Source organism: Rhodoferax sp. LB1P47 (assembly GCF_056521445.1).
Window position 1 is genome coordinate 78,225 of the sequence record NZ_JBWMAU010000002.1, and the last position, 26,660, is coordinate 104,884.

Below are 26,660 nucleotides of genomic sequence, written 5' to 3' on the forward strand. Positions count from 1 at the left end.
TCATTAGAAAGACGTACCTATTTGGAATTGCAAGGACTGGATTCTATCGCCAGCAAACTTGCGAATTGGCTTGGCATAGGCCAAACGCAGAGGGCCGACCGGAGAAATCCAGCTCAAGCCAACACCCGCCGAAGCGCGCATCTCGCCAAAGCGAATTTTGTCGTTTTCGCCGTAGACATTACCCACGTCGCCAAAGGCAAACAAGCGCAGGGTGCGGTCATTGCCCGCACCCGGAAACGGCGACTGGATTTCGGTATTCAGGGTGAACTTCTTGGGGCCGCCAATCACCGATCCGGTCACATCGCGCGGGCCCAGGGTGCCCTGCTCAAAACCACGCACCGAGCCCAAACCGCCGCCGTAGAAGTTCTTGAACACCGGGAACACCCGGTTGCCCAAGCCTTTGCCAAAGCCCACTTCGCCATTGAATGCCAGCGTGAATTGCTTGGTCAACGGCACATACTGCTGGTACTGGTAGTTGGTACGCACATAGCGCGCATCACCAAACAGACCCGCTTCGGTGTTGAGCCGCTGGTACACGCCAGAACTGGGGGCCAGGGTGCTATCGCGGTCATCCCGGGACCAGCCGATGGTCAATGGAATAGCCATGCTGGTGTAGCCGAATTTTTCGGCATAGGCCAAGTAGGCCGCCGGGATATTGGTTCCCGGCTTGATGGTTGTGCGCTCCAGGCTACTGCCAAAATACACCGTATCCAGCTCGCTAAATGGCACGCCAAACCGCACACCGGCACCCTGGGTCACCAATTGGTAGTTACCGCCTTGGTCGTTGTAGGGTTTGGTCGCGCGATGGAAGACATCAAACGCGCGGGAAATGCCGCCCTCGGTGAAATAGGGGTCTACCGTGCTGACCACCACCACCTGGTTGTACTTGCTGGTATTGACCTCTAGGCCCAGGTAATTGCCCGAACCAAAAGCATTTTCTTGCTTGATGCTGAACGACAGCGAGAGCTTGTCGGCGCTGGAAAAACCGGCCCCCAGCTGGATGCTGCCACTGGATTTTTCTTCTACATTGACCTGCACATCCACCTGGTCCGGTGAACCCGACACATCTTGTGTCTCCACCCCGACTTCTTTAAAGTAGCCCAGTCGGTCCACCCGGTCCCTTGAGAGTTTGATCTTGTCGCCATCGTACCAAGACGATTCAAACTGGCGGAATTCCCGGCGGATCACTTCGTCACGGGTGCGGCTGTTGCCTGCCACACTGACCTTGCGCACATACGCTCGGCGCGAAGGCTCGGACTGCATCACCAGCACAACCCGGTTGGTGGTGCGATCGATCTCTGGCTTGGCTTCCACTTGGGCAAATGCAAAACCGAAGCTGCCGAAGTTGTCTTTGAAGGCTTTGGTGGTTTTGGCCACCAGATCCGCGTTGTAGGCCTCGCCGGGTTGGATGCTGACCAAGGACTTGAACTCGTCGTCTTTGCCCAGGTAGTTGCCGTCCAGTCGCACCGCTGAGACCACGAAGCGTTCACCTTCGGTCACATTGATGGTGATCGACATGCTGTCTTTTGCCGGGGAGATGGCCACCTGGGTGGAGTCCACCTTGAATTCGAGGTAGCCGCGCGACAGGTAATAAGAACGCAGGGTTTCGATGTCGGCATTCAGCTTGGCGCGGGTGTAGCGGTCGGACTTGGTGTACCAGCTGAGCCAGCCGCCGGTGTCCAGCTCGAACTGGTTGCGCAACGTGGATTCGCTGAAGGCCTTGGCCCCCACGATGTGGATGTCGGCAATCTTGGCGGGTTCGCCTTCGGTGATGGTGAAGGTCAGGTTGACGCGGTTGCGCTCCACCGGGGTGACGGTGGTCACCACTTCGGCGGCGTACAGGCTCTTGTTGATGTACTGGCGTTTGAGTTCTTGCTCAGCGCGGTCGGCCAGGGCTTTGTCAAACGGGCGGCCATCGGTCAGGCCCACGTCACGCATGGATTTTTTCAGTGCATCCTTGTCGAATTCTTTGGAGCCCGCAAACTCCACATCGGCAATCGTGGGGCGCTCTTCGACCACCACCACCAGCACGTCGCCGCTGACCTCTAGGCGCACGTCCTTGAACAGACCCAGCGCGAACAGCGTGCGGATGGCCGCCGAGCCCTGGTCGTCGTTGTAGGTATCGCCCACACGGAACGGCAGGGACGCAAAGATGGTGCCCGGCTCGACGCGCTGCAAACCTTCGATACGGATGTCGCGCACGGCAAAAGGGGTTACGGCCCAAGCGGTATTGGCAACCAATACCAGCGCTACAGCAGCCGACAAGGTCCGCAGGCGAAAGCGATTCAAATGATTTTTCATGGAATGTATAGGTACTGAAATGGGCTAATCGTTGAACGATCAGCCAAAGAGACGGGTGACATCGTTAAACAGGGCAATGGACATCATGAGCAACAGCACGGCACCACCGCCGCGCTGTAAGCGTTCCATCCAAGCGTCCGATACGGGCTTGCCTGTCACGGCCTCCCAAAGATAATACAGCAGGTGTCCGCCGTCCAAAATCGGCACCGGCAGCAGGTTCAAGATGCCAAGGCTAACGCTAATCAGGGCCAAAAATACCAAGTACTGGGTAAAGCCCAGGCTGGCCGACTTGCCGGCATATTCGGCCACCGACAAGGGGCCACTCAAATTCTTGATGGAAGCCTCACCCACCAGCATGCGGCCCATCATGCGCAAGGTCAGGCCCGACACCTCCCAGGTGCGCGCTACGCCCTGCCACAGGCCGTCGAACACGCCGTAGCGGATGGTCAACATTTCCGGCGGCGCTCCCACGTAGGCACCAATACGGCCAACCGACTGCAGGCCGTCAGGTTTGACGTCGGGGGTGACAGTCACCGCCAGCCGCTGGCCCGCCCGGTCGATCTGCCAGACCTGCGCCAGCGCCCGCCCACCCGACAAAGAACTGCGGATGGTGTCGCGCAACTGCTGACCGTCCACTACGGGCATATTGCCCACCCGCAGCACCAGGTCGCCGCTGCGCAGGCCCGCACGTGCGCCTGCACCGTCGGCCACCAACTCGCCCAGCACCGGGCGGGTCCAGGGGCCGAGCACGCCAATGGTGCGAAATAACTGGGCATCGGCTTCCTGGACATCCAGCGAAGCCAGCGCCATGACCACTTCACGCCGGGCTCCGTGGGCCGAGGGGGCTAACTCCAGGCGCACATCGCGGTTGTCCAGTGCGCCCCGGGTCAGCAACCAGCGCAGCCCATCGAACGAGGCCACCTCTTCCAACACCTCGCCGTCCCAAGCGGCACGGGTGACGGTCTCGCCACCCTGGATACCGGCTTTTTCAGCCACAGAACCGATGGTGGGGCTGGCCAGAATGGCCTTGGGCTCCTCCACCCCATTCCAGTTGACGATGGCGTAGAGCAGCACCGCCAGCAGCAGATTCGCCGCCGGGCCCGCCGCCACGATGGCTGCACGTTTGGACAAAGACTGTGTATTGAAGGCCAGATGCCGCTCTTCAGCCGCCACCGGAGCTTCGCGCTCGTCCAGCATCTTCACAAAGCCACCGAGCGGAAACGCGCTGATGACAAATTCGGTTGGCGAACCTTTCGGCTGCCAGCGCAGCACGGTCTGGCCAAAGCCGATGGAGAACTTCAGCACTTTGACGCCGCAGGCCACGGCGACCCGGTAATGGCCGTACTCGTGCACTGCAATCAGCAAAGCTAGGGCAACGATGAAAGCGACGATGGTCAGCATGGCTGTCCTTGGTTCAAAGGGTCAGACGGGACACAGCCTGCTGCGCCACGGCGCGGGATTCGCTGTCCAACGCCAGCAAATCTTCCAGCGTCTGCGGCTTGGAGGGGCTCACCGCCGCCAAAGTTGCAAGATTAATCGCGTGGATCTGGTCAAAGCGGATGCGCCGGTCTAAAAACGCCGCCACAGCCACTTCGTTGGCCGCATTCAGTACGGCGCAGGTGCCCGAGGGCGCGCGCAGGCTTTCCCAAGCCAGTGCCAGACAGGGGAAGCGCTCGAAATCTGGCACCTCGAAGGTCATGGCCGCCATTTTGGAAAAGTCCAGCCGGGCCGTGCCGCTTTCGATCCGCTCGGGCCACGACAGGCCGTAGGCAATCGGCACCCGCATATCGGGCGTGCCCAGTTGGGCCATCACCGAGGCATCGTGGAACTGCACCATCGAATGGATGATTTGCTGCGGATGGATCACCACCTCGATCTGCTCGGGTGTTACGCCAAACAGATACTTGGCCTCGATCACCTCCAGCGCCTTGTTCATCATGGTGGCCGAATCCACTGAAATCTTGCGGCCCATCGCGAAGTTGGGGTGCGCGCAGGCCTGCTCGGGAGTCACATCGCGCAGGGTTGCGGGATCGCGGGTGCGAAACGGGCCGCCGGACGAGGTCAGCATGATTTTCTCGATACGCCGGGGCCAGACGGCCGGGTCTTCGGGCAGCGACTGGAACACCGCCGAATGCTCGCTGTCGATCGGCAGCAGCAAGGCACCGCCCTGCTTGACTGCCGCCAAAAACACCTCGCCGCCGACCACCAGCGCTTCTTTGTTGGCCAGCAGCAAGCGCTTACCGGCACGGGCTGCGGCCATGCAGGGAGCCAGACCCGCCGCACCAACGATGGCCGCCATGACCACATCCACCTCGGCGTGAGATGCTACCATTTCTATAGCTACTTGCGCAGATAGCACCTGCGTTGGAATGCTATTTTGCTTAATTTTTTCAGCCAACAGCGCGGCATGCGGCGTACTGGCCATCACCGCGAAGCGGGGCTGGAACTGCGCGCACTGCTGCAACATCAGGTCCACCTGGGTGGCGGCGGTCAGCGCGAACACGGCAAAACGGTCTGGGTGGCGGGACACCACGTCCAAGGTACTGGTGCCCACCGAGCCGGTGGAACCCAAAATCGTCAACTGCTGCATGCGTATACCTTAACTGACCAGCGACACCAACATCATCGCCAGCGGCAACGTGGGCAAAAGAGCATCCACCCGGTCCAGCACACCGCCGTGGCCGGGCAACAGGCCGCTGCTGTCCTTGACCCCGGCGCTGCGCTTGACCAGCGACTCCACCAAATCCCCCACCACACTCATGGCCGCCATGAACAGTGCGGCCAGCACCAGCAGAACGCCGCTTTGCTGCGCCAGCCGGGTGTAGAGGCTGGCCACCGGGGAAGCCCAAGCGTGATCGGCCCAGACCCAGACACCGGCCAGCACCAGCACGCCCAGCATGCCGCCAAACACACCTTCCCAGCTTTTACCGGGGCTGATGGCGGGGGCCAGTTTATTTTTGAAAAATTGCGTGCCGAACGCCCGACCCGCAAAGTAGGCACCGATGTCAGCCACCCAGACCAGCAACAGCACCGACAGCAAAAAATTGCTGCCGATGACCCGTGCCTGGCAAATCGCCAGCCACGCCAGCCACAGGGCAGCAAAACCGACGATGCAACGCACCAGCTTGTCGATGGCGGACCAGCCGTCCACCCCATTGCGCAGCAGCCAGCCACCGCCCAGCACCCAGGCGGCACCGGCGAAGGTCCACAGCATCGGCGTGTGCGCAGTGAGCAGCCCCATGATCCACGCCAGCAGGCAGGCAAATACCATCGCCAGCGCCAGCGCCACCGACTTGGGCTGCGACATGCCGTTCATGCGGCCCCATTCCCAGGTGGCAGCAGCAATCGCAATGATGGCCAGCAGGCACAGGGGTTCGGGAGCGGGATAGAACAACGCAGGCAGAAGAAAGGCCAGCAAAACCAGGGCCGTGATAACGCGTTGCAGCAGCATGGGGATGACTCAGGTAGTGGGATCGGCAGCCAAGGGTGCTACCTGCGCCGAGGTTTTGCCAAATCGGCGTTCGCGGCCGTTGTAGACGGCAATCGCTTCGTCTAGCGCGGCCTCGTCAAATTCGGGCCACAGCTTGTCGCTGAACACCAGCTCGGAATAGGCGGTTTGCCAAAGCAAAAAGTTACTAATGCGGAACTCGCCACCCGTGCGGATCAGCAGGTCCGGGTCGGGCGAATGGGCCAAGGCCATAGCGCGGTCCAGGCTTTTTTCGGTGATCGGCTCACCCGCAGCCGCCAATTTTTGCGCCGCCTGGGCAATGTCCCAGCGGCCACCGTAGTTAAAGCAGATATTGAGCACCAGCTTGCGGTTGCCCGAGGTTTCTTTCTCCGCCTCCAGCAGACCGTTGCGCACCTTATCGGACAGGGCCGAAAGGTTGCCCACAAAGTGCAGTTGCGCACCATTGGCCTTGAGTTTGACGACCTCTTTGGCCAGCACACTGACCATCAGCGACATCAAACCAGAGACTTCTTCAGCCGGACGGTCCCAGTTCTCAGACGAAAACGCAAACACGGTCAAAGTGCCCACGCCCCGGTCCAAGCAAGCCTGCACGCAGCGGCGTAGGGCATCCACACCCTGGTGGTGCCCGGCTAAGCGGGGCATGAAGCGCCGGTTAGCCCACCGGCCATTGCCGTCCATGACGATGGCAATGTGGTTGGGAACGGGGATAGCCATTGGCGCAGCCAGGACTAGACCGCCATGATGTCGGCTTCTTTGGCGACTACGAGCTGATCGACTTCGATGATGTAGCGGTCGGTCAACTTTTGCACATCGGTTTCGGCGCGCTTTTGGTCGTCTTCAGAAGCCAGCTTGTCCTTCACCAGTTTTTTGATGGCTTCGTTGGCATCGCGGCGCACGTTGCGCACGATGATTTTGGCGTTTTCGCCTTCGGTACGGGCCAGCTTGGTGAGCTCTTTGCGGCGCTCTTCGCTCATGGCGGGCATGGGTACGCGAATCAGGTCACCCATGGACGCAGGGTTCAGACCCAAATGGCTATCGCGGATGGCTTTCTCCACCTTGGCGGCCATGTTCTTTTCCCAAGTTTGCACGCCGATGGTGCGCGAGTCGATCAGCGACACATTGGCGACCTGGCTGATCGGCACCATGGAGCCGTAGTAATCCACGTGCACAGTGTCCAGCAGGCCGGGGTTGGCGCGGCCCGTGCGGATCTTCGACAGGTTGTTTTTAAACGCCACGATGGCTTGGTCCATCTTGGCTTGTAAATTGGTTTTAACGTCGGCAATAGTCATTTGTGTACTCCTCAGTAATCCGTATCAGGCGTGGACCAACGTACCTTCGTCTTCGCCCATCACCACGCGCTTGAGTGCGCCGTGCTTGAAGATCGAGAACACCTTGATCGGCAGCTTCTGGTCACGGCACAGCGCAAACGCGGTAGCGTCCATGATGCCCAGATTCTGCGACATGGCCACATCGAACGTCAGCGTGGTGTAGCGGGTTGCGCTGGGGTCTTTCTTGGGGTCGGCGGTGTAGACACCATCGACCTTGGTGGCCTTGAGCACGATCTCGGCACCAATTTCGGCACCGCGCAGGGCGGCCGCCGTGTCGGTGGTAAAAAACGGGTTGCCGGTACCGGCGGCAAACACCACCACCTTGCCCTCTTCGAGGTACTGCAAGGCCTTGGGGCGTACATAGGGTTCGACCACTTGGTCGATGGCGATGGCCGACATGACGCGGGCGGTCAAACCGGCCTTGTTCATGGCATCGGCAAGCGCCAGCGCATTCATCACCGTCGCCAGCATGCCCATGTAGTCGGCGGTGGCGCGGTCCATACCGACCGAGCCGCCCGCGACACCGCGAAAAATGTTGCCGCCACCGATCACCACTGCCACCTGCACCCCTAAACGGGTGATCTCGGCAACCTCTTCGACCATGCGCACGATGGTGTCACGGTTGATGCCAAATTGGTCGTCACCCATCAGCGCCTCCCCCGACAGCTTGAGCAAAATACGCTTGTAGGCTGGTTGGGCTTGGGTCATGGGGTGTCCTTGAAATGGTGGATGGAAGTCGGTAATGGTAGGGGCAAAACAGGTCAGTACAGAGTCAGAAACCTTACGCTGCGGCCTTGGCAGCAGCGATCTGGGCAGCCACTTCGCCAGCGAAGTCGTCTACCTTCTTCTCAATGCCTTCGCCCACCACAAACATGGTGAATGCCTTCACGGTGGTGCCGCTGGCTTTGAGCATTTGCTCAACCGTTTGCTTGTCGTTCTTGACGAAAGACTGGTTGAACAAGGAGACTTCCTTCAGGTACTTCTGCACGCCGCCTTCGATGCGCTTGGCAACGATTTCGTCGGACTGCACGGGCTTGCCAGCAGCGACGGCCACGGAGGCATCTTCAGCGGCTTTCGCAGCTGCCACCGAACGCTCTTTGGCGATCAGCTCGGCAGGCACGTCGGCGCTGGTCAGAGCCACGGGCTTCATGGCAGCAATGTGCATGGCCGTGTCTTTGGCAGCCACGTCGTCGCCTTCAAACTCGACCACCACGCCAATGCGTGTGCCGTGCAGGTAACCGGCCAGCTTGGAGCCAGAGAACTGTTTGAAACGACGGAACGTCATGTTCTCACCGATCTTGCCGATCAGGCCCTTGCGCACGTCTTCCAGGGTGGGGCCGAAACCGTCCTGGGCGTAAGTCAGTGCGCCCAAGGCTGCCACATCAGCAGGGCTGTTCTTGGCGATCAGTTCAACCGCGCCCTGGGCCAGTGCCAAGAAGCTGTCGTTCTTGGTCACGAAGTCGGTTTCGCAGTTGACTTCCAGCAAAGCGCCAACGCCTTCGCCAAAGTAGCTGGTGACCACGCCTTCGGCGGTGATGCGCGAAGCGGCCTTGCCCGCCTTGCTACCCAGCTTGACGCGCAGCAGCTCTTCGGCCTTGGCCATGTCGCCTTCGGCTTCGGTCAATGCCTTCTTGCATTCCATCATGGGGGCGTCGGTTTTGCCACGCAGTTCAGCGACCATGCTTGCGGTAATTGCAGCCATATATTTCTCCGTCTTCAATAATCAAAAATTGGTAAAAAAAAGGGGCCTCACAGCCCCTCTTTGATCGCAGCGGTGCGCCGCGCCATGGGGAACGCTTAGGCTGCAGCAGCCTCGTTCACTTCCACGAATTCGTCGGCGCTTTCAGCAGCAGCCACGGCCTTGACCACATCGTTGCCAGCACTGTTGCGGCCTTCGATGATCGCGTCGGCGATGCCACGGGCGTACAGAGCGACAGCCTTGGAGGAGTCGTCGTTGCCAGGGATCACGTAGTCGATGCCTTCTGGGGAGTGGTTGGTATCCACCACGCCGATCAGTGGGATGCCCAGTTTGCGGGCTTCGAGGACAGCAATCTTGTGGAAGCCCACGTCGATCACGAAGATCGCGTCAGGCAAAGTGGCCATATCCTGGATGCCACCGATGTCTTTTTCCAGCTTGAGCATTTCGCGAGCGAACATCAGCTGTTCTTTCTTGCTCATCGCGTCCAGACCAGCTTCTTGCTGGATCTTCATGTCCTTCAAGCGCTTGATCGAGGTCTTGACGGTCTTGAAGTTGGTCAGCATACCGCCGAGCCAGCGCTGGTCCACGAAAGGCACGCCAGCACGGGCGGCCTCACCGGCAACGATTTCGCGGGCTTGGCGCTTGGTGCCAACCATCAAAATGGTGCCACGGTTAGCGGTCAGCTGCTTGGCAAACTTGGCCGCTTCCTGGAACATCGGCAGCGATTTTTCCAGGTTGATGATGTGAATCTTGTTACGGTGACCGAAGATGAACGGGGCCATCTTGGGGTTCCAGAAACGGGTTTGGTGGCCAAAATGGACACCAGCTTCGAGCATTTCGCGCATGTTGACGGACATGGAATTTTCCTTAAGGTTGCGTCTAAAATTCAGTCCGATTTGCCACTGTTTCGTATACAAAATACGACAGGGCAACACCTTGAATGGACTGGTTTGCGATTTGTTTTAACCAACCAATCAAATTATTTGACCGACTAGCAAAACCCAAGGAGTCTAGCACACTCCCCCTTCACCATGCGCCCAGACCTCACCTCCACCCTCCAGTTCTGTCAAGCCGCGCAGACCACCCCGGCAGCGCAGATGGCCCAGTCCATTGCCATCGCCCAGCTGCCGTCCTGCCGCCATGCGTGGTTGAACACCCGCTTCGATGCCGCGCAGACCTCGGCGGAACACGCAGGCATCGCCAGCAGCCCCCTGGGCGGGTTGGCGGTGTCGGTCAAAGACCTGTTTGATGTGGCGGGTGAAGTCAGCACGGCGGGCTCCACCGTCATGGCCGACCACGTTCCCGCACCCAACGACAGTGTGGCGGTGGCCCGGCTGCGGGCCGCCGGTGGCATTCTGCTGGGGCGCACCAATATGACCGAGTTCGCCTTTTCGGGCGTGGGCGTGAATCCGCATTTCGGCACCCCTGCCGCCTGGGACGGGCGCTACGACCAGGCCGCCGGAGCCCGCAGTTATGGTGCCGTGGCCCGCGTGCCGGGCGGCTCATCATCGGGTGCGGCGGTATCGGTGGCCACCGGCGCGGCCTTCATCGGGCTGGGTTCGGACACCGGCGGCTCGATCCGCATCCCGGCGGCGCTGAACGGCATTGTCGGCTTCAAAAGCACCACCCGCCTGGTGCCCACTGCCGGTGCAGTACCGCTGTCGCACACGCTGGACACCGTCTGCGCCCTGACCCGCAGCGTGCGCGATGCCGTGCTGGCGCATGAAATTCTGGCCCAGCGCCGCGTGGTGCGCAGCGCCGCACCGCTGTCGGGCTACCGGCTGGCCGTGGCGCAAAGCGGCTTTCTGGACAACCTGGACCACACCGTTAGCTACGCCTTCGAGCGCGCCCTGCAGCGCCTGCGCGATGCCGGGGCCACGCTGGTGGAGATTGCGCTGGAACCCGTGCGCGAACTGCATGCCATCCAGGCCACCGGTGGTTTTTCAGCCGTGGAAGCCTATCTCTGGCACCGCCCGCTGCTGTCACGCGGCCCCCACATCCGCGCCGCCTACGACCCGCGCGTGCTGGCCCGCATCGAGCGCGGGGCCCAAATGCGGGCCTTTGAGTACTTTGAACTGGTCGAGGCCCGCCGCGTCTGGATCGCCAAAATGGAGGCCGCGCTGCAAGGTTTTGATGCCGTGCTGTCGCCCACCGTTCCGGTCGTGGCCCCGCCCATCGCCAATGTCGGCCCCGGCGTGGAGCGCGACGATGCCTTCTTCCACACCAACGGCCTGCTACTGCGCAACCCCAGCGTGGTCAATATGCTGGACGGCTGCGCCCTCTCCCTGCCCTGCCACACCGCCGACGAACTGCCCGTCGGCCTGATGCTGTGGCATGCCGCGATGCACGACGACACCGTATTGAACCTGGCTTTGCAAGCCGAGGCCACACTACAGTTTTAATAGCTAACAGCGCAATCAGAATATGCGCTACAGGCACTTTTTATATATATCTAAGGCTTCCATGTTGTTTGAGAAAATGCGAGCGTCTGCCGCATGAAGATCGCCGTGATTGGCGCGGGCGTCGTAGGCGTCAGCACCGCGTATGCCTTGGCCGCTGACGGCCATGTAGTAACCGTTTTCGAGCGCCGCAGCGCTGCCGCCGAAGAAGCCAGCTTTGCCAACGCAGGCGTCCTCCTGCCCCTCACTCCCGGCCATGCCATGCCGTGGGATGCACCCAGCAGCGTTTTCAAAGGCCTGTTCAGCCGCCAAGCGCCCTTGCAACTGGGCTGGAACCTCAGCAGCCGCGAACTCGCCTGGCTCTGGAAGGCCCGCCGCGCCCAAGCACCCGCCGCCTCCCTGCGCCACCAGGCCCGCCTGCAAACCCTGGCGCACTACAGCGCCGAATGCCTGCAAGCCCTGACCCACGGCCTGCACCTGGACTACGACCGCAGCGAAGGCTGCCTGCTACTGCTGCGCACCGACAAAGAAGTGGCCCAGGCCCAGCCCACGCTGCAACGGCTGCAAGACGCAGGCATTGCGGCGCTACAGATCGGTGCCGCCGCCGCCCGCCTACGTGAGCCCGCCCTGCACCCCGACACCGCCCTCGCCGCCGCCATCGCCCTGCCCGGCGATGCCGTGGGCAACTGCCGCCAGTTCACCATGCTGCTCAAGGCGCAGGCCCAGCAATGCGGCGTGCAATTTGAGTTCAATCGCACGGTAGCGCATATAACACCTGCGCCAGAAGCTACTATTTTGATAGCAAATGAAACTACACCACGCCGCTTTGACGCGGTGGTGGTGTGCGCCGGGCTGGACTCGGCAGCGCTGCTCAAGCCGCTGGGCCTGCCGATTCCTCTGGCGGCAGTGGTCGGCTACTCCCTGTCGGCCAACATCCGCGAGCCGCTGAATGCCCCGGTCAGTGCCGTGCTCGACGCGCAGCACGGCACCAGCATCGCCCGCATGGGCCAGCGCGTGCGGGTCGCCGGGGGCATGGACATCGGCAGCCGGGCCGATGCCAAAGACCCCGCCGCCATCGCCCGCCTGTACAAAGTGCTGTACGACTGGTTCCCCGGCGCGGCCCAGCTCGCCAGCAACGTGCAAATCTGGAAAGGGGCCCGCCCCACCCTGCCCGACGGTTGCCCGCTGATCGGCCCCAGCGGCCTGCCCGGCGTGTGGCTGAATCTGGGCCACGGTGCGCACGGCTGGGCCCTGGCCAGCGGCAGCGCCCGCGCCACTGCCGACCTGGTAGCAGGCCGCGTCCCCGAAGTAGATTTAACCGGCCTGGGGCTGGATCGCCGCTGACCGCCGCACAATCGGGAAATGCAACGCATCACGCCCGACCGCCCGTACCCCTTGTTCAACACCGCCGCCACGCGACGCATCGAACAAGCGGCCATGGCAAATTTGCCGCCCCACACCCTGGTCCAACGTGCCGGGCTGGCCGTAGCCCGGCTGGCCCTGGCGCTGGCCCCACATGCCCGCACCGTCTGGATCGCCTGCGGCCCCGGTAACAACGGCGGCGACGGGCTAGAGGCCGCGCTGCAACTGCATCTGCGCGGCAAAACCGTGGTGGTGACCTGGCTGGGCACGGAAGCCAGAGCTCCCGCCGACAGCCTGGCCGCCCTGGCCCGCGCCCGTGCTGCTGGTGTGCCCTTTGCCGATGCGCCGCCCACCGCCCTGACCGCCCAAGACCTGTGCATCGACGCGCTATTGGGCATCGGCAGCAACCGCGCTCCGGCGGGCAGCATGGCCGCGTGGATCAGCGCCATGAACGCCAGCCCGGCACCCACGCTGGCCATCGACCTGCCCACCGGCCTGCAAGCCGATACCGGTAGTTTTGCTATTAATTCCGCAGCTACTAGTGCAAATAGCATAAGCGCTAGCGGCATAATTCATGCTAAAAATACGCTCTGCCTGCTGGGCCTGAAACCCGGCCTGTTCACCGGCCGGGGCCGCGACACCGCAGGCCAAGTCTGGCTGGACGATTTAGACACCTCCCCCGACCATGCCGCTACCGCCCAACGGGTCGGCGCACCGCCGCCCACCTGCCGCACGCATGCCAGCCACAAGGGCAGCTACGGTGACGTGGCCATCCTCGGCGGCGCGCCGGGCATGGCCGGAGCCGCCCTGCTGGCCGCCAGCGCCGCCCTGCACACAGGGGCCGGGCGCGTCTTCGTCGGCCTGCTGGACGGCGGCAGCCTGGGCGTACACCCACAGCAGCCCGAGCTGATGTTCCGCACGCCAGGGGCTCTGCCGCTGCACGCGCTGGCCGTGGTCTGCGGATGTGGCGGCGGCGAGGCGGTGCGTGCCCTGCTGCCCAAAGTGCTGGCCGAGGCCGCCCGGCTGGTGCTGGATGCCGACGCGCTCAACGCCATCGCGGCCGACACGGCCCTGCAAACCCAACTCCGCGCCCGTGCCGCCCAGGGCCTGCCCACGGTGCTCACGCCCCATCCGCTGGAAGCCGCCCGCCTGCTGGGTTGCAGCACCACCCAGATCCAGGCCGACCGGCTCAGCGCCGCCCAACAACTGGCCGATCGATTCGCGTGCGTGGTGGTATTAAAAGGATCAGGCACCGTCATCGCCGCGCCCAGCCAGATCCCCAGCATCAACCCGACGGGCAATGGACGGCTGGCCACCGCAGGAACCGGGGATGTATTGGCCGGGATGGTCGGTGCCCGGCTGGCGATGGGCCAGTACGCCGTGGCCGCCGCCTGCGAAGCGGTGTATGCGCACGGGCTAGCGGCGGACCACTGGCCTGCGGGCGTGCCGCTGACGGCCAGCGCGCTGGCCAGAACCTAGCCGCGTCCGACGAAGGGCATCTTGGTGGCCATCACCGTGTGGAACAACACGTTGGCCTCCAGCGGCAGGCTGTCCATGTACAGCACCGATTTGCCGACGATGGCTACATCCATCACCGGCTCCACCACCATCTCGCCATTCGGCTGCAAAACGCCGGTGCGCATGCGCTGGGTCATGTCGGTGGCGGCGTTGCCGATGTCGATCTGGCCCACGGCGATGTTGTATTTGCGGCCATCCAGTGCGGCGGCCTTGGTCATGCCGCGCACGCCGTGCTTGGTGGCGGTGTAAGCGATGGAATTCGGGCGCGGCGTACTGCTGGAGATGGAGCCGTTATTGATGATGCGGCCACCCTGCGGGCTTTGCGCCTGCATCACCCGAAACGCCTGCTGGATACACAAGAACATGCCGGTGAAATTTACGTTCACAACGCCCTGCCACTGGGCCAGCGTCAAATCCTCCAGCAGCACGGCGGGCGTGCCGGTACCCGCGTTGTTGAACAGCAGATCGACCCGGCCAAACGCAGCCACGGCCGCCGCGAACAGGGCCTGCACGGCGGCGGGATCGGTCACATCGGTGGGCACGGCCAGCGCACGCTCTGCGGCAGCGGATTCGAGTACCACCGCTTGCAAGGGTTCGGCACGACGGCCCGCCAGCACCACCCGGTAGCCATCGGCCAGCAGCGCCAGGGCCACCGCGCGGCCAATACCGCTGCCTGCGCCGGTGACGATGGCGACTTTTGAAACGCTGTGCATGGCGGTGGTCCTTTAGCGACGGGTGCGGGGCTTCTTTTTGGCTGCGCCATTCTTGGCGGGCGCTTTGCCTGCGGCGGGGGCCTGGATCGGCCCGCGCTCGGCATGGTCACGGTCACGCGGGGCCGCAGCGCCCGGTTTACGGCCCGAGCGCTTGGCCGGGGCAGGCTCGGGGCGGCCCGGGCCTTCGCGCTGCACGCCCTTGTCTTTCATGGCGCGGTTGACCAGCTCTTCGCCTTCACGGATCAGGCGGAAGTCGATCTTGCGGCCATCCAAATCCACGCGGCTGACCTGCACCTGCACCCGCGTGCCGATGGCGTAGCGGATGCCGGTGCGCTCACCGCGCAACTCTTGGCGGGCCTCGTCGAACTTGAAGTATTCGCCGCCCAGCTCGGTGATGTGCACCAGGCCTTCAACGTACATCGCGTCCAAAGTGACGAAGATGCCGAAGCCGGTGGCGGCGGTGACCGTGCCACCAAATTCCTCGCCCAGATGTTCGCGCATGTATTTGCACTTCAGCCAGGCTTCCACGTCGCGACTGGCCTCGTCGGCACGGCGCTCGTTGGCACTGCAATGCAGGCCTGCCGCCTGCCAAGCCAGCGTTTCGGGGCTGACTTTTTTGATTTTGATGTCGGGTTCGCCGACCTTGCCTTCCAATTTGGAGGCTGCGCCCTTGCTCAGGCGCTTGGCCAACTTGGCATGCGCCTCGCCCGGGGTGGGCAGCGCCGGCAGCTGGTATTTGCGGTGCGCCAGAATCGCCTTGATGACGCGGTGCACCAGCAGATCGGGGTAGCGCCGGATCGGGCTGGTGAAGTGGGTGTAGGCATCAAACGCCAAGCCGAAATGCCCACCATTCATCGGCGTGTAGATCGCTTGCTGCATCGAGCGCAGCAACATCGAGTGGATTTGCGGCGCGTCGGGCCGGTCTTTGGTGGCGTTGGCAATGGCCTGGAATTCGCCGGGTTTCGGATCGTCGCTGATCGACATGCCGACACCGGTGGCTTTCAGGTAGTTGCGCAGGATCTCGATCTTCTCGGGCGTGGGGCCTTCGTGCACGCGGAACAGGCCCGGGTGCTTGCCTTGGGCAATGAAGTCGGCGCTGCACACATTGGCGGCCAGCATCGCCTCCTCGATGAGCTTGTGGGCTTCGTTGCGGGTGCGGGGAATGATTTTTTCGATCCGGCCGCCTTCATCGCAAACGATTTGCGTCTCAACGGTTTCAAAATCTACCGCGCCGCGCACCTTGCGGGCCACCAGCAGGGCCTGGTAAACATCTTGCAGGTTCAGCAAGTCGGTCACGCGGTCTTTGCGGCGCGTCGCTTCGGGGCCACGGGTGTTGGCCAGAATTGCGGCCACTTCGGTGTAGGTAAAGCGCGCGTGGCTGAACATCACTGCCGGGTAGAACTGGTAGGCGTGCACATCGCCCTTGGCCGTGACCAGCATGTCGCAGACCATGCACAGGCGTTCCACATCCGGGTTCAGCGAGCACAGGCCGTTGGACAGCTTCTCAGGCAGCATGGGAATCACACGGCGTGGAAAGTACACGCTGGTGGCGCGCTCATAGGCATCTACGTCGATGGCAGAGCCGGTTTCCACATAGTTGCTCACGTCCGCAATGGCGACCAGCAAGCGCCAGCCCTTGCTACGGCCGACCTTGGCCGGTTCGCAGTAGACGGCATCGTCAAAGTCGCGGGCATCTTCACCGTCGATGGTGACCAGGGGCACATCGGTCAGATCGACACGGTTCTTTTTGTCCTGGGGGCGCACTTTGTCGGGCAAGGTGCGGGCCAAGGCAATACAGGCATCGGAGAACACATGGGGCACATCGTATTTGCGCACCGCAATTTCGATTTCCATGCCAGGGTCGTCCACCTCGCCCAGCACCTCTTTGACGCGGCCTACGGGTTGGCCAAACAGCGCGGGGGGCTCGGTCAGCTCAACCACCACCACCTGCCCAGCCTTGGCGCTGCCGATACCAGCCTTGGGGATCAAGACATCCTGGCCGTAGCGCTTGTCTTCAGGGGCGACGAGCCAGATGCCGCTTTCTTGCAACAGGCGGCCAATGATGGGCTGAGGGGGCCGCTCGACAATTTCCACAACCCGGCCTTCGGGGCGGCCTTTGCGGTCGCTGCGCACGATGTTGACCTTGACCCGGTCCTTGTGCAGCACGGCGCGCATCTCATTAGAAGGCAGGTAAATATCGGACTCGCCGTCGTCGCGCAGTACAAACCCGTGTCCATCGCGGTGACCCTGGATGGTGCCTTCAATCTCGTCCAGCAGGCCGCTGGTATGGCTGGTCGTTTTGATAAGTATTCTCTCTTTACTAATGTGCCTAGAGCGTATCAGGAGTTGGGGCAAGGAACAAAACCCGAATTAAATGCGCAAGTTGGGGCCGCAGCATTTGAAACACTATTTTTGTGATGTTATACTTTAACTCGTGGGCCCAGATGGCGAAATTGGTAGACGCACTGTGTTCAGGTCGCAGCGCTGCAAGGCGTGCTGGTTCGAGTCCAGTTCTGGGCACCACACCTTATCTTGAAAAAACCGCTGTGTAATTGGCGGTTTTTTTATGGTTAAAAATCTGCAAAATACCAATTGCAGATTGTGAGAGTTTCGTGGGCCCAGATGGCGAAATTGGTAGACGCACTGTGTTCAGGTCGCAGCGCTGCAAGGCGTGCTGGTTCGAGTCCAGTTCTGGGCACCACACCTTTCAAAGAAAAAGCCGCTAACAAGTTAGCGGCTTTTTTTTGCCCATTTTTAGCTTACCCGATTTGCATCGGGCAAGCCAGGCGCAACCTAGATCGGCAACGCTACCAGGTCATGGCCTTGCGTACCCACAATGCGGGCCTTGGTGAACTCACCCACCTTCAAGGTTTTGCTGATTTTCTCAGGCGGTAACAGGCGCACGATGCCGTCAATCTCGGGCGCATCGGCATAACTGCGGCCAATACCGCCCTTTTTACCCATGCCAGGTGCGGAATCCACCAGTACCTGCATGGTGGCACCAACGCGTTTGAGTAGCTTGGCCGCAGACACCTCTTCGGCAACGGCCATAAAACGGGCGCGGCGCTCTTCGCGCAACTCAAAGGGCAGCATGCCGGGAATGTCGTTGGCGGCGGCTCCATCCACCGGGCTGTAGGCAAAACAGCCCGCACGGTCGATCTGGGCTTCGCGCATAAAATCCAGCAAATGCGCAAACTCTTCTTCGGTTTCGCCCGGAAAACCGGCGATGAAGGTGCTGCGGATCACCAGTGACGGGCAGGCTTCGCGCCAGCGCTGGATGCGCTCCAGATTTTTCTCGCCACTGGCCGGGCGCTTCATACGCTTGAGCACATCGGGATGGCTATGCTGCAAAGGCACATCCAGATACGGCAATACGCGACCCGTGGCCATGAGAGGAATAATTTCATCCACACTGGGGTACGGATAGACATAGTGCAGACGCACCCAGGCACCATACGGCTCGGCGATATCGGCAAGCGTTTGCACCAGCTCCAGCATGCGGGTTTTGACGGGCTTGCCATCCCAGAAGCCGGTGCGGTACTTCACATCCACACCATAGGCAGACGTATCCTGGCTAATCACCAGCAGCTCTTTCACGCCGCCTTCAAACAGAGCCTTGGCATCGCTGAGCACATCGCCAATATTGCGCGACACCAGGTCGCCGCGCATGGACGGGATGATGCAGAAAGTGCAGCGGTGATTACAGCCTTCGCTGATTTTCAAATACGCATAGTGCCGAGGCGTGAGCTTGATGCCCGCCGTGCCAAAGGCATTGGGGACCAGATCCATGAACGGGTCGTGCGGCTTGGGCAAATTGGCGTGGACGGCATCCATCACCTCTTGCGTGGCATGCGGGCCGGTGACGGCCAGCACACTGGGGTGCATTTGCCGCACCAGGTTGCCGCCGGAATCACCCGCCTTAGCACCCAGGCAGCCGGTGACAATCACGCGGCCATTGATGGCCAGCGCCTCACCAATGGTGTCCAGGCTCTCCTTGACGGCATCGTCGATGAAACCGCAGGTGTTGACAATCACCAGATCGGCACCCTCAAAGGTTTTGGAGGTTTGGTAGCCTTCAGCGCTGAGCTGGGTAAGGATGAGTTCAGAGTCGGTCAGCGCCTTGGGGCAGCCCAGGCTGACGAATCCGACTTTGGGTATTTTGGTGGGGACTAATGGGGGGGATATTGCTTCGATCATCCCCATATTGTCGCCGCCCCCGAAAAATCTAGGGCTTCAACCCAAAACTACCCAGCATTTGGGCGGTTTGCTTTTGCATTTGCTCCTGCATTTGCACAAAGACATTTTTGGATTGCTCGACGTAGCTGCCCATCATGCCCTGCATGGCAGGTGACTGCAATTTCAGCATTTGCGCCCAGGCCTCGGGGGTCATACCCTTGGCTTGCTCACCCATAGTGGACTGCAAATCGACAAAAGTTTGCACATTTTTTTCAAGGTACGGACCCAGAAAGCCTTGCATGGTATTGCCGTAGAAGCGAATCATATTGGCCAGAGCTTGCTCGGTGAACATGGGGGCACCACCGGACTCCTCTTCCAAAATGATTTGCAGCAGGATGGCACGGGTCAGATCGTCGCCGGTTTTGGCATCCACCACCTGCACCGGTTCACGCTCCATGACCAGCTTTTTGACTTCGATCAAAGTGATGTACGTCGATGTATCGGTATCGTAGAGGCGGCGGTTCGGGTACTTCTTGATGACGCGCTGGGCGGTGTTCGCGCTGTTCGGAGAATGGCTGGGCACTGCTGTCTTTCGTTGTGTGGATGGCAGCTTACTGCACTGCAACATATTTTAAAAAACCACCAGGCACACCGCTTCAAGGATTACCCTGAAAACAGATAAAAAGGCCCCGCCACAAAACCAAAAGCCCTGTACATCACTGATGTACAGGGCTTGAATTTGGTAGGCGCGAATGGACTCGAACCATCGACCCCCACCATGTCAAGGTGGTGCTCTAACCAGCTGAGCTACGCGCCTAAAGTCTGCCAAATGCAGAGCGCTAGTATAGCATGGGTTTTAAGGGCACTTAGCGCCGCCGGGCCGAACGCACGCCTGCCACGTCGGACACCACGCCCAGCACCTTGCCCAGGCGGGCGGCATCGGCGACCTCCACGGTGAAGGTCATCCAGGCCGTGCCTTTGACCGACTGGGTCTGTACGCCGATGACATTCATTTTCTCCTTGGTGAAGACTTCGGAGATGTCGCGCAGCAGGCCCTGGCGGTCGGCGGCCTGCACCGAAACATCCACCGGGTAGACAGACACACCTTCTTTTTTGCCGCTGCCCCACTCCACCTCGATCACCCGCTCGCCGTTGCGCACCGACATTTCGCGGAAGTTGCTGCAATCGGCGCGGTGGATGCTGACCCCCTTGCCACGCGTGATGAAACCCAAAATGGCATCCGGCGGCGCGGGCTTGCAGCACTTGGCCAATTGCGTCATCAGCGACTCCACGCCCACCACCAGCACGCCGCCTTTGGGCGAACTCTCGGGGGTGCGGGCTTTTTTGAGCAGCAGATAGTCGTCCGGCGCCAGCACCGGCTCGGGCGGGCGCAGCAGGATCTCGATGGTGCGCAGCGAGAATTCGTCCTTGCCCACCACCTCAAACAGGTCATCGGCCGACTTGAAGCCCAGGCGGGCCGCCAGATCGTCCAGCTTGGTGGCGGTTTTGCCTTCGCGCTGTAGCAGCTTTTCCACCGCCTCGCGGCCCCGTGCCACCGTGGTGTGCAGGGCCGCAGCATTGAACCAGGCACGGGCCTTGGCCCGGGCACGGTGGCTGGCCAGGTAGCCCAGGTCCGGGTTCAGCCAGTCGCGCGACGGGCCACCTTCTTTGGCGGCGGTGATCTCCACCGTTTGGCCGTTTTGCAGCGGGGTGTTCAGCGGCACCTGCACGCCGTCTACCTTGGCACCCCGGCAGCGGTGGCCCAGGTTGGTGTGCACGCTGTAGGCAAAGTCTACGGCGGTGGACCCGGCGGGCAGCTCGACCACGGCGGCATCGGGGGTCAGCACGTAGATGCGGTCGCCCAGCAGGTCGGCGCTTTGCGGCGCGGCGCCAGACAGATCCCGCTCCCAGGCCAGCAACTGGCGCAGAACGGTGATTTTTGCGTCGTATTCGCCGCTGGCCGAGACACCAGCGTAGCCCTTGGTACCCGCCTCTTTGTAAGCCCAGTGGGCGGCCACGCCGTGCTCTGCATGGTCGTGCATGGCCTGGGTGCGAATCTGGATTTCAATCGGCAAACAGGCCACGCCGCCCACCATTTGCAGCACCACGGTATGCAGCGACTGGTAACCGTTGCCCTTGGGCTTGGCGATGTAGTCGTCAAACTCTTCGGTCATGGGCACGAAGCGGGCATGCACCCAGCCCAAAGATGCGTAGCAGTCGGGCACGCTGGGCACGATCACGCGCAGGGCTCGGATGTCGAACAGCTGGTCAAAACCCAGCGACTTACCGCGCATCTTTTTGACGATGCTGTAGATGTGTTTGGGCCGCCCCTGCACCGTGGCCGTGATGCCCTGACTGGCCAGCTCGGCCTCCAGGCTGGCGCGCAGTTGCTCCATATTGGCTTCGCGCTCGATGCGCTTTTCGTCCAGCAGGCGGGCCACTTGTTTGTAGACATCGGGCTCGGTGAAGCGAAACGCCAGGTCTTCCAGCTCCCATTTGATCTGCCAGATGCCCAGGCGATTCGCCAGCGGGGCAAACACTTGCAGCGATTCGCGGGCCAGCCGGGGCGACACCGGGGTTTTGCTGGCGGCGCAATAGCGCAGGGTTTGCAGGCGCGAGGCCAGGCGCAACATCACCACCCGCAAGTCGCGCGAGAAGGCCAGCAGCATCTTGCGTACGTTCTCGGTTTGCACGGCAGGGTCGTCTGCCAGGTGGGCCGACGACTCGGCCCCGCGCGACAGGCGCTGGACCCGCATGAGCTGCGTGGTCTCCAGTGCCAGGGCGGCGAAATTGGCCCCAAAGGCCTTGGTGATGACCTCTTGCGGTTTGTTCAGATGCTCGCAGGCGTAGACCAGGTAACTGGCGGCCTGCATGGCCTCAGAACCACCCACGGCGCGCAGGATGGCAGCCACGGCATCGGCGTGGGCCAGGGTGTTTTCGCCGGTGTCTAGCAGTTCATCGGCGATCAACGGCTCGGCAAAATTACGCGCACGGGCCAGGGCGTGGGCCTGCTCGGGCAGGGTCTGGGCGGTGGCGGCCACTACGCCGGGAATGCCAGAGAGTCGCTCTTCGTTGGCCGCTGTGGATTGCGCGGTCTGCAAACTTTTCATCCAGCAGGCTTTCTCAATTCTGTAAAAAATCGACAACCACGGCGACCTGGTCATCCGCGACGAAGGTGGGTGCATGGCCTACACCCGTAAATTCCACCAACCGGGCTTTCGGGCCGCGCTGGGTCATGGCCTGGACGGTGGCGATGGAGAGCAAATCCGACTCTGCGCCCCGCAGCAGCAAGGTCTGTGCCGTGATGGCCTCATACAGCGTCCACAGCGCCGCCTCGCCCGCAGCAGCGGATTCGGCGGTAAACGTACCAAACGCAGCGGCCAGGGCCGGGTCGTAGTGCAGGGTGAGCGCCGGCTCGCCCGCCACCAGCGGGCGCACCATGTGGCGCGACAGCTCCAGCCACTGGGTGGACGTGTGCGGGCCAAAGCTGCTGGAGATGGCCCACATCGCGTCGGCGGCTTGTTGCAGGGTATCGAAGCGACCGGTTTTGCCCAGGTAGCTGGCGATACGCTGCAAGGCGGGCAGGTCCAGGGTGGGGCCAATATCGTTGAGCACCAGGCGGCGTACCGGCACGGGCAGCGGCAGGCCGGGCGTGCCCAGCAGCGCCAGACCGATCAGGCCGCCCATGCTTGTGCCTAGCCAGTCCACCGTGTTGATGGGGGACTCGGCATGCACCTGGGCCAGCAGCGCCAGCATGTCAGCGGCGTAATGCGGGATTTGGTAGGCCTGCGGGTCTTGCAGCCAGTCGCTCTGGCCCCGGCCCACCACGTCGGGGCAGATGACGCGGGCGAAGCGGCTAAGGGCGCGGGCCAGCACGTCGAAGTCGCGGCCCTGGCGGGTCAGGCCGTGGGCACAGACCACCACATGGGGGTTGGCCGCGTCGCCCCACTGCCAATAAGCCATACGGTGGCCGACTGTGCCGTGGGTAGAGGCCGCTCCGGGACACGGGACGTAGCAAAGGCGGGGTTCGGTCATGGGTAGGCTCAAACGGAAAGATAAGGCCATCCTAATCCAAACGGAATATACGGCGGCCAGCGTGGTTAGCGGTCAAAAATATAAGCAAAAAGTGCCTCTAGCGCATATTTAATATGCGCAAGCAGCTATTATTTATATAGCACTATGCAGCGCACGAGCGAAAGCCCACAAAGCGCACGTCATCGCCCGGTAAGGCAAAACCCCGGAACTTGGGGTGCTTCATGCGGGCGCGGGTGGCAAAGGCGGCCCCGCGCAGCACTTTGGCCTGGCCAAACCAGGGTACGGAATAGAGCATCCACGGGTCGGCGCTGAAGCCCGGCCAGGGGCGGAAGGTATTGGCGGTCCACTCGTGCACCTCGCCCCAGCGGAAGCCCTGGCCTGCGGCACCGATGGCGGCGCGCTCCCATTCCACCTCGCTGGGCAAGCGCCGCCCGGCCCAGCGGCACCAGGCATCGGCCTCCCACCAACTCACATGCATGGCAGCCTGGCTGCCCGCCACGCGCAGCCGCTGGCCAAAGCGGGTTTGCAGCACCGCGCCGCTGGCCACGCCGATCTGGTCCACGTAGCGCGGACCGCGCCGTCCCTCGCCTTCGGCCAGGGCTTGCAGCCAAGCCCAGCCCTCGGGCAGCCACCAAGCGGCGTGGTCGTAGCCGCCATCCATTACAAATTCGACGAACTGGGCCCAGCTGACGGCCTGGGCGTCGATCTCAAAGGCGGGCACGGCCACCGGATGGGCCCATTTTTCGTTGTCAAACACAAAGCCGCCGGGCGGTGAGCCCAGTTGCCAGTCCATCGCGGGCAAGGCCAACGGTTGGCGCGGCTGGGCCGCGACGGTCACGGGCAGTTGCAGGGGCACGCCGTGCAGTTGGGCCAGGGTGATGAGCTGTTCGCTGCGCAGGTCTTCATGGAACAGGGCCAGGCGGTAGAAGTACAGCGCGTCATCGGTCTCGGTGGTTTTCTCCAGCAGCTCTAGCGTGCTCTCCAGTGTGTGCAGAAGAAAATCTTTGGTGGTGGCCAGATCGGGAGGGGGAATCGTGCTGCGGCGGTCCATTTGCTCGGGGTTCCACCAAACATCGGCCAGGGGTTCGATAGAAGCCAGCCGGGTGGGCTGGAACGGGCAAGACGCGCCGCGCCCACGCTGGGTGTTGCGGCCCAGCCAGGCCTCGGCCATCCAGCCGATATGGCCGGCCAGCCAGCGCGGCTGTAGGTTGCTGGCAGCGATGGCGGGGGCCGATTCAAAATGGTCGAGCAGGTGCAGGGTGTGGTTGCGCGCGTCCATCAGCGCCAGCGACAGCAGGTCGCGCCCGGCGTGGCGCATGGTGGGCGAATCCAGGTGTTGGGGTAGCACGTACGGTGCGCGGATCGGCATAGACGATTATTGACTGGCTTGTGAAGCCCGCCACCTGCAACGTGCTTATCTTGTTACGCCAGCAAACGGGCGCAGTGTTCGCGCGAGTTGACGGCGTACTCCAGCGGGCCGGGCGCCCAGTGCGCCATGTTGGGCGAGGCATTGAGGATGTTGCCCCAAGTTTCGCGCATGGTGTCAGAGTCTTGCGGCTGGTGTGCCTGTTGGTGCAGGCTGCGGATCTTGCGCATATCGGCAGCGCAGACCGGGTGCTGCTCTATGCGCTCCACCAGCATGGCCAGCCATTGCCGGGCGGGCATCCATTCGCAGACTGCCGGGTTGAACAGCCGGGCCTCCATGCCGTCGCGGCAGGCCATGAACCGGCTGACGCGCTCGGTGTTGAAGGGAATCGCGATCGGGGCGTAGCCCGGTTGGCCGTGCAAGGCCAGGGCCGCGCAGCCCCGGGTGAATGCGGCCAGGGCGACGGCCTTGCGCACGCTCAGGGGCGTATCAAACACCCGCACTTCGACCGTGCCAAATTCGGGCTTGGGGCGCACATCCCAGTAAATATCTTTCAAGGTTTTGGCCAAACCAGAATCAAATATTTCTTGGGCTATGGTTTCGAATTCGGCCCAGCTGGTCACGCGCGGCATGGGGCCGCCATATGGGTAGACCAGAGGCTCCAGGGGCCGTGCAGAGCAAAAACCGGTATCCACGCCCTGCTGAAACGGGGATGCGGCAGACAGTGCAATAAACAGGGGGCACAGGCTTTGCAGCACATTCGCGACCTGGATGGCCTCTTCCTTACCCGGTACGCCAATATGGACGTGCATGCCATAGGTGGAAAAGCGCTTGGGCAAGAAGCCGTATTGGGCTTGCAGCTCGGCGGCGCGGTCGGTTTCGGTGAACTCGCGCTCGTTCCAGAACTGCAAGATGTGGGTGCCGCCACCGCGCACGTCAGCCCCTTGCCTGCGGGCAATTTTTTTCAAGGTGCGTACGTTTTCACGGGTTTCGGCCTCCAGGGCATCGGAATCTTCGTGGATGGAACTGGTGACCTCCATCGTGGAGCGGGTGGCCTCCAGCGAGAAGCGCTCGTGCTCGGGCAGCACCTCCAGCTCGGTCCACAGCTCGGCGCTGCACGGTGACAGCTGGCCGGTGTCTTCGTCCACCAGTTGCAGTTCCAGCTCCATGCCGAATGTGAGTGCTTTTGAATGTTTGAAATCCATGCCTTGGCTCCTTGGGGTGCGATGGGGTTGAAGGGTTTCTCCAGCAGGGTGGAGAGCGGACGTTAGGCCCTGAAAACCACGGCTGGGTGCCGCAATAGGAGGCCGCGTGGCGAGCCTCTTCAGGCTTGGGCAGCGCACACAGTGCACGTAAAAATCGCCTACGGGTCCGATGAGCGTCGGTCTTACCGTACCCTAAAACAGGGGCATCGCAAACAATACCCCCACAAACCACCTATTGAACGGGGGGATTGCAGGGGATCTGTAGGCGTAACCACTAGCCCACCGGGCCTGTATTCCCCCATTCAGGCATGGGCGTGCAAAGGTATCATCGTGGGCTGCCAAACCTTCACCCTGCGGTGCGGGCATTGCGCCTGCCAACCGCGCGTTTCGCCGAACCCAACCACCTGGGACGTACGCAACACCCCGTACCCGCCCTCTGGGTCCACAAGGTGTTTTGCGAAAGTTCTGTTACCACCGGAGACACCCGTGTCAGTACTCCTCAAACTTGCACTCGGCATGGATTGGGTCAGCCATCAAATGGGCCGACTCGCCGCCTGGGCCGTGCTGGCCGCCGCCATGATCTCGGCGGGCAACGCGTTTGTACGCTACGGCCTGGACATCAGCTCCAACGGCTGGCTCGAAATCCAGTGGTACATGTTTGCCACCACGGTGATGCTGGGCGCACCGCTGGTGCTCAAGCTCAATGAACATGTGCGGGTAGATATTTTTTATGGCCGCCTCAAGGGCAACAAGCCGGTCTATGTAGACCTGTTCGGCCTGCTGGTGTTTTTGCTGCCGGTAATGGCCACCATCGCCTGGCTGAGCTGGCCGCTGTTCATCGGCATGTTCCGCTCGGGCGAAATGTCGAACAATGCCGGTGGCTTGATCCGCTGGCCAGTCATGATGCTGCTGCCACTGGGCTTTGCGCTGATGTTCCTGCAAGGCCTGGCCGAAGTCATCAAGCGCATTGCCTATTTGCAAGGCAAGTTTCAGATGGACATGCACTATGAAAAACCGGTGCAATGAATAGGTTCTCCCCCGTTTCTTGCTCACTTCCCCGGACTCGGCTTGCAAAGCCGAGAACGCATG

21 protein-coding genes and 3 tRNA genes are annotated in these 26,660 nt (G+C 62.0%); 6 read left to right on the top strand and 18 right to left on the bottom strand.

What is annotated here, in order from left to right; translation table 11 throughout:
* Window positions 1-3: 3 nt before the first annotated feature.
* The 9 genes from bamA to rpsB all read right to left on the bottom strand — a co-directional run bounded on the left by bamA (window position 4) and on the right by rpsB (window position 9,654).
* Entirely contained in the window at window positions 4-2,301 is a 2,298-nt protein-coding gene (gene bamA / locus AC0969_RS04280) for an outer membrane protein assembly factor BamA (RefSeq protein ID WP_479622899.1), read from the bottom strand.
* A gap of 39 nt (window positions 2,302-2,340) precedes the next feature.
* Window positions 2,341-3,702, bottom strand: coding sequence for an RIP metalloprotease RseP (gene rseP / locus AC0969_RS04285; RefSeq protein WP_479622900.1), 1,362 nt, complete (start codon window positions 3,700-3,702; stop codon window positions 2,341-2,343).
* A gap of 13 nt (window positions 3,703-3,715) precedes the next feature.
* On the bottom strand, window positions 3,716-4,891 hold the full coding sequence (ispC, locus tag AC0969_RS04290; RefSeq protein WP_479622901.1) for a 1-deoxy-D-xylulose-5-phosphate reductoisomerase: 1,176 nt from the start codon (window positions 4,889-4,891) through the stop codon (window positions 3,716-3,718).
* A 9-nt stretch (window positions 4,892-4,900) separates the two neighbouring features.
* Window positions 4,901-5,752 carry a phosphatidate cytidylyltransferase gene (locus AC0969_RS04295; protein ID WP_479622902.1) on the bottom strand — a complete coding sequence of 284 codons (852 nt, stop codon included), beginning with the start codon at window positions 5,750-5,752 and terminating at the stop codon, window positions 4,901-4,903.
* 9 nt (window positions 5,753-5,761) lie between these two features.
* The gene (gene uppS / locus AC0969_RS04300; protein WP_479622903.1) at window positions 5,762-6,484 is read right to left on the bottom strand and encodes a polyprenyl diphosphate synthase; all 723 of its coding nucleotides are present in this window, start codon (window positions 6,482-6,484) and stop codon (window positions 5,762-5,764) included.
* A gap of 14 nt (window positions 6,485-6,498) precedes the next feature.
* Entirely contained in the window at window positions 6,499-7,059 is a 561-nt protein-coding gene (gene frr, locus AC0969_RS04305; protein WP_479622904.1) for a ribosome recycling factor, read from the bottom strand.
* A 24-nt stretch (window positions 7,060-7,083) separates the two neighbouring features.
* Window positions 7,084-7,806: a UMP kinase gene (gene pyrH / locus AC0969_RS04310; protein ID WP_479622905.1), complete on the bottom strand. Its 723-nt coding sequence runs from the start codon at window positions 7,804-7,806 to the stop codon at window positions 7,084-7,086.
* A 73-nt stretch (window positions 7,807-7,879) separates the two neighbouring features.
* Window positions 7,880-8,800 (bottom strand): translation elongation factor Ts, encoded by a 921-nt coding sequence (tsf, locus tag AC0969_RS04315; protein ID WP_479622906.1) that lies wholly within the window; start codon window positions 8,798-8,800, stop codon window positions 7,880-7,882.
* Between the two features lie 95 nt (window positions 8,801-8,895).
* On the bottom strand, window positions 8,896-9,654 hold the full coding sequence (gene rpsB / locus AC0969_RS04320; RefSeq protein WP_479622907.1) for a 30S ribosomal protein S2: 759 nt from the start codon (window positions 9,652-9,654) through the stop codon (window positions 8,896-8,898).
* Between the two features lie 174 nt (window positions 9,655-9,828).
* On the opposite strand from rpsB, the gene AC0969_RS04325 reads away from it, so the two are divergent.
* The 3 genes from AC0969_RS04325 (at window position 9,829) to AC0969_RS04335 (ending at window position 14,037) form a co-directional block, all read left to right on the top strand.
* Window positions 9,829-11,199, top strand: coding sequence for an amidase (locus AC0969_RS04325; protein ID WP_479622908.1), 1,371 nt, complete (start codon window positions 9,829-9,831; stop codon window positions 11,197-11,199).
* Window positions 11,200-11,292: 93 nt separating this feature from the next.
* Window positions 11,293-12,540 (top strand): FAD-dependent oxidoreductase, encoded by a 1,248-nt coding sequence (locus tag AC0969_RS04330; protein ID WP_479622909.1) that lies wholly within the window; start codon window positions 11,293-11,295, stop codon window positions 12,538-12,540.
* Between the two features lie 18 nt (window positions 12,541-12,558).
* On the top strand, window positions 12,559-14,037 hold the full coding sequence (locus AC0969_RS04335; protein ID WP_479622910.1) for an NAD(P)H-hydrate dehydratase: 1,479 nt from the start codon (window positions 12,559-12,561) through the stop codon (window positions 14,035-14,037).
* Here the strand turns inward: AC0969_RS04335 and AC0969_RS04340 are convergent.
* Both AC0969_RS04340 and rnr read right to left on the bottom strand, forming a co-directional pair.
* A complete protein-coding gene (locus tag AC0969_RS04340) occupies window positions 14,034-14,789 on the bottom strand; it encodes an SDR family oxidoreductase (RefSeq protein ID WP_479622911.1) in 756 nt (251 codons plus the stop codon). The two genes, AC0969_RS04335 and AC0969_RS04340, sit on opposite strands and share 4 nt — an antisense overlap.
* A gap of 12 nt (window positions 14,790-14,801) precedes the next feature.
* The gene (gene rnr / locus AC0969_RS04345; protein ID WP_479623128.1) at window positions 14,802-17,099 is read right to left on the bottom strand and encodes a ribonuclease R; all 2,298 of its coding nucleotides are present in this window, start codon (window positions 17,097-17,099) and stop codon (window positions 14,802-14,804) included.
* Between the two features lie 128 nt (window positions 17,100-17,227).
* On the opposite strand from rnr, the gene AC0969_RS04350 reads away from it, so the two are divergent.
* Both AC0969_RS04350 and AC0969_RS04355 read left to right on the top strand, forming a co-directional pair.
* Window positions 17,228-17,312, top strand: a tRNA-Leu gene (locus AC0969_RS04350).
* Between the two features lie 93 nt (window positions 17,313-17,405).
* Window positions 17,406-17,490: transfer RNA gene (locus AC0969_RS04355), tRNA-Leu, on the top strand.
* Between the two features lie 92 nt (window positions 17,491-17,582).
* Here the strand turns inward: AC0969_RS04355 and rimO are convergent.
* The 7 genes from rimO to AC0969_RS04390 all read right to left on the bottom strand — a co-directional run bounded on the left by rimO (window position 17,583) and on the right by AC0969_RS04390 (window position 25,571).
* Window positions 17,583-18,986: a 30S ribosomal protein S12 methylthiotransferase RimO gene (gene rimO, locus AC0969_RS04360; RefSeq protein WP_479622912.1), complete on the bottom strand. Its 1,404-nt coding sequence runs from the start codon at window positions 18,984-18,986 to the stop codon at window positions 17,583-17,585.
* Between the two features lie 28 nt (window positions 18,987-19,014).
* Complete coding sequence (gene phaR, locus AC0969_RS04365; protein ID WP_479622913.1) at window positions 19,015-19,593, bottom strand: polyhydroxyalkanoate synthesis repressor PhaR; 579 nt, start codon at window positions 19,591-19,593, stop codon at window positions 19,015-19,017.
* Window positions 19,594-19,705: 112 nt separating this feature from the next.
* Window positions 19,706-19,782 (bottom strand) — tRNA-Val (locus AC0969_RS04370).
* Window positions 19,783-19,831: 49 nt separating this feature from the next.
* The gene (locus AC0969_RS04375; protein WP_479622914.1) at window positions 19,832-22,075 is read right to left on the bottom strand and encodes a RelA/SpoT family protein; all 2,244 of its coding nucleotides are present in this window, start codon (window positions 22,073-22,075) and stop codon (window positions 19,832-19,834) included.
* 13 nt (window positions 22,076-22,088) lie between these two features.
* Window positions 22,089-23,000 (bottom strand): alpha/beta fold hydrolase, encoded by a 912-nt coding sequence (locus AC0969_RS04380; protein ID WP_479622915.1) that lies wholly within the window; start codon window positions 22,998-23,000, stop codon window positions 22,089-22,091.
* A gap of 142 nt (window positions 23,001-23,142) precedes the next feature.
* Entirely contained in the window at window positions 23,143-24,369 is a 1,227-nt protein-coding gene (locus tag AC0969_RS04385) for an SUMF1/EgtB/PvdO family nonheme iron enzyme (protein ID WP_479622916.1), read from the bottom strand.
* Window positions 24,370-24,422: 53 nt separating this feature from the next.
* Entirely contained in the window at window positions 24,423-25,571 is a 1,149-nt protein-coding gene (locus tag AC0969_RS04390) for a carboxylate-amine ligase (protein ID WP_479622917.1), read from the bottom strand.
* Window positions 25,572-26,057: 486 nt separating this feature from the next.
* Here AC0969_RS04390 and AC0969_RS04395 point away from each other — a divergent pair, with 486 nt between their 5' ends.
* The gene (locus AC0969_RS04395) at window positions 26,058-26,597 is read left to right on the top strand and encodes a TRAP transporter small permease subunit (protein WP_479622918.1); all 540 of its coding nucleotides are present in this window, start codon (window positions 26,058-26,060) and stop codon (window positions 26,595-26,597) included.
* Window positions 26,598-26,660 lie beyond the last annotated feature (63 nt).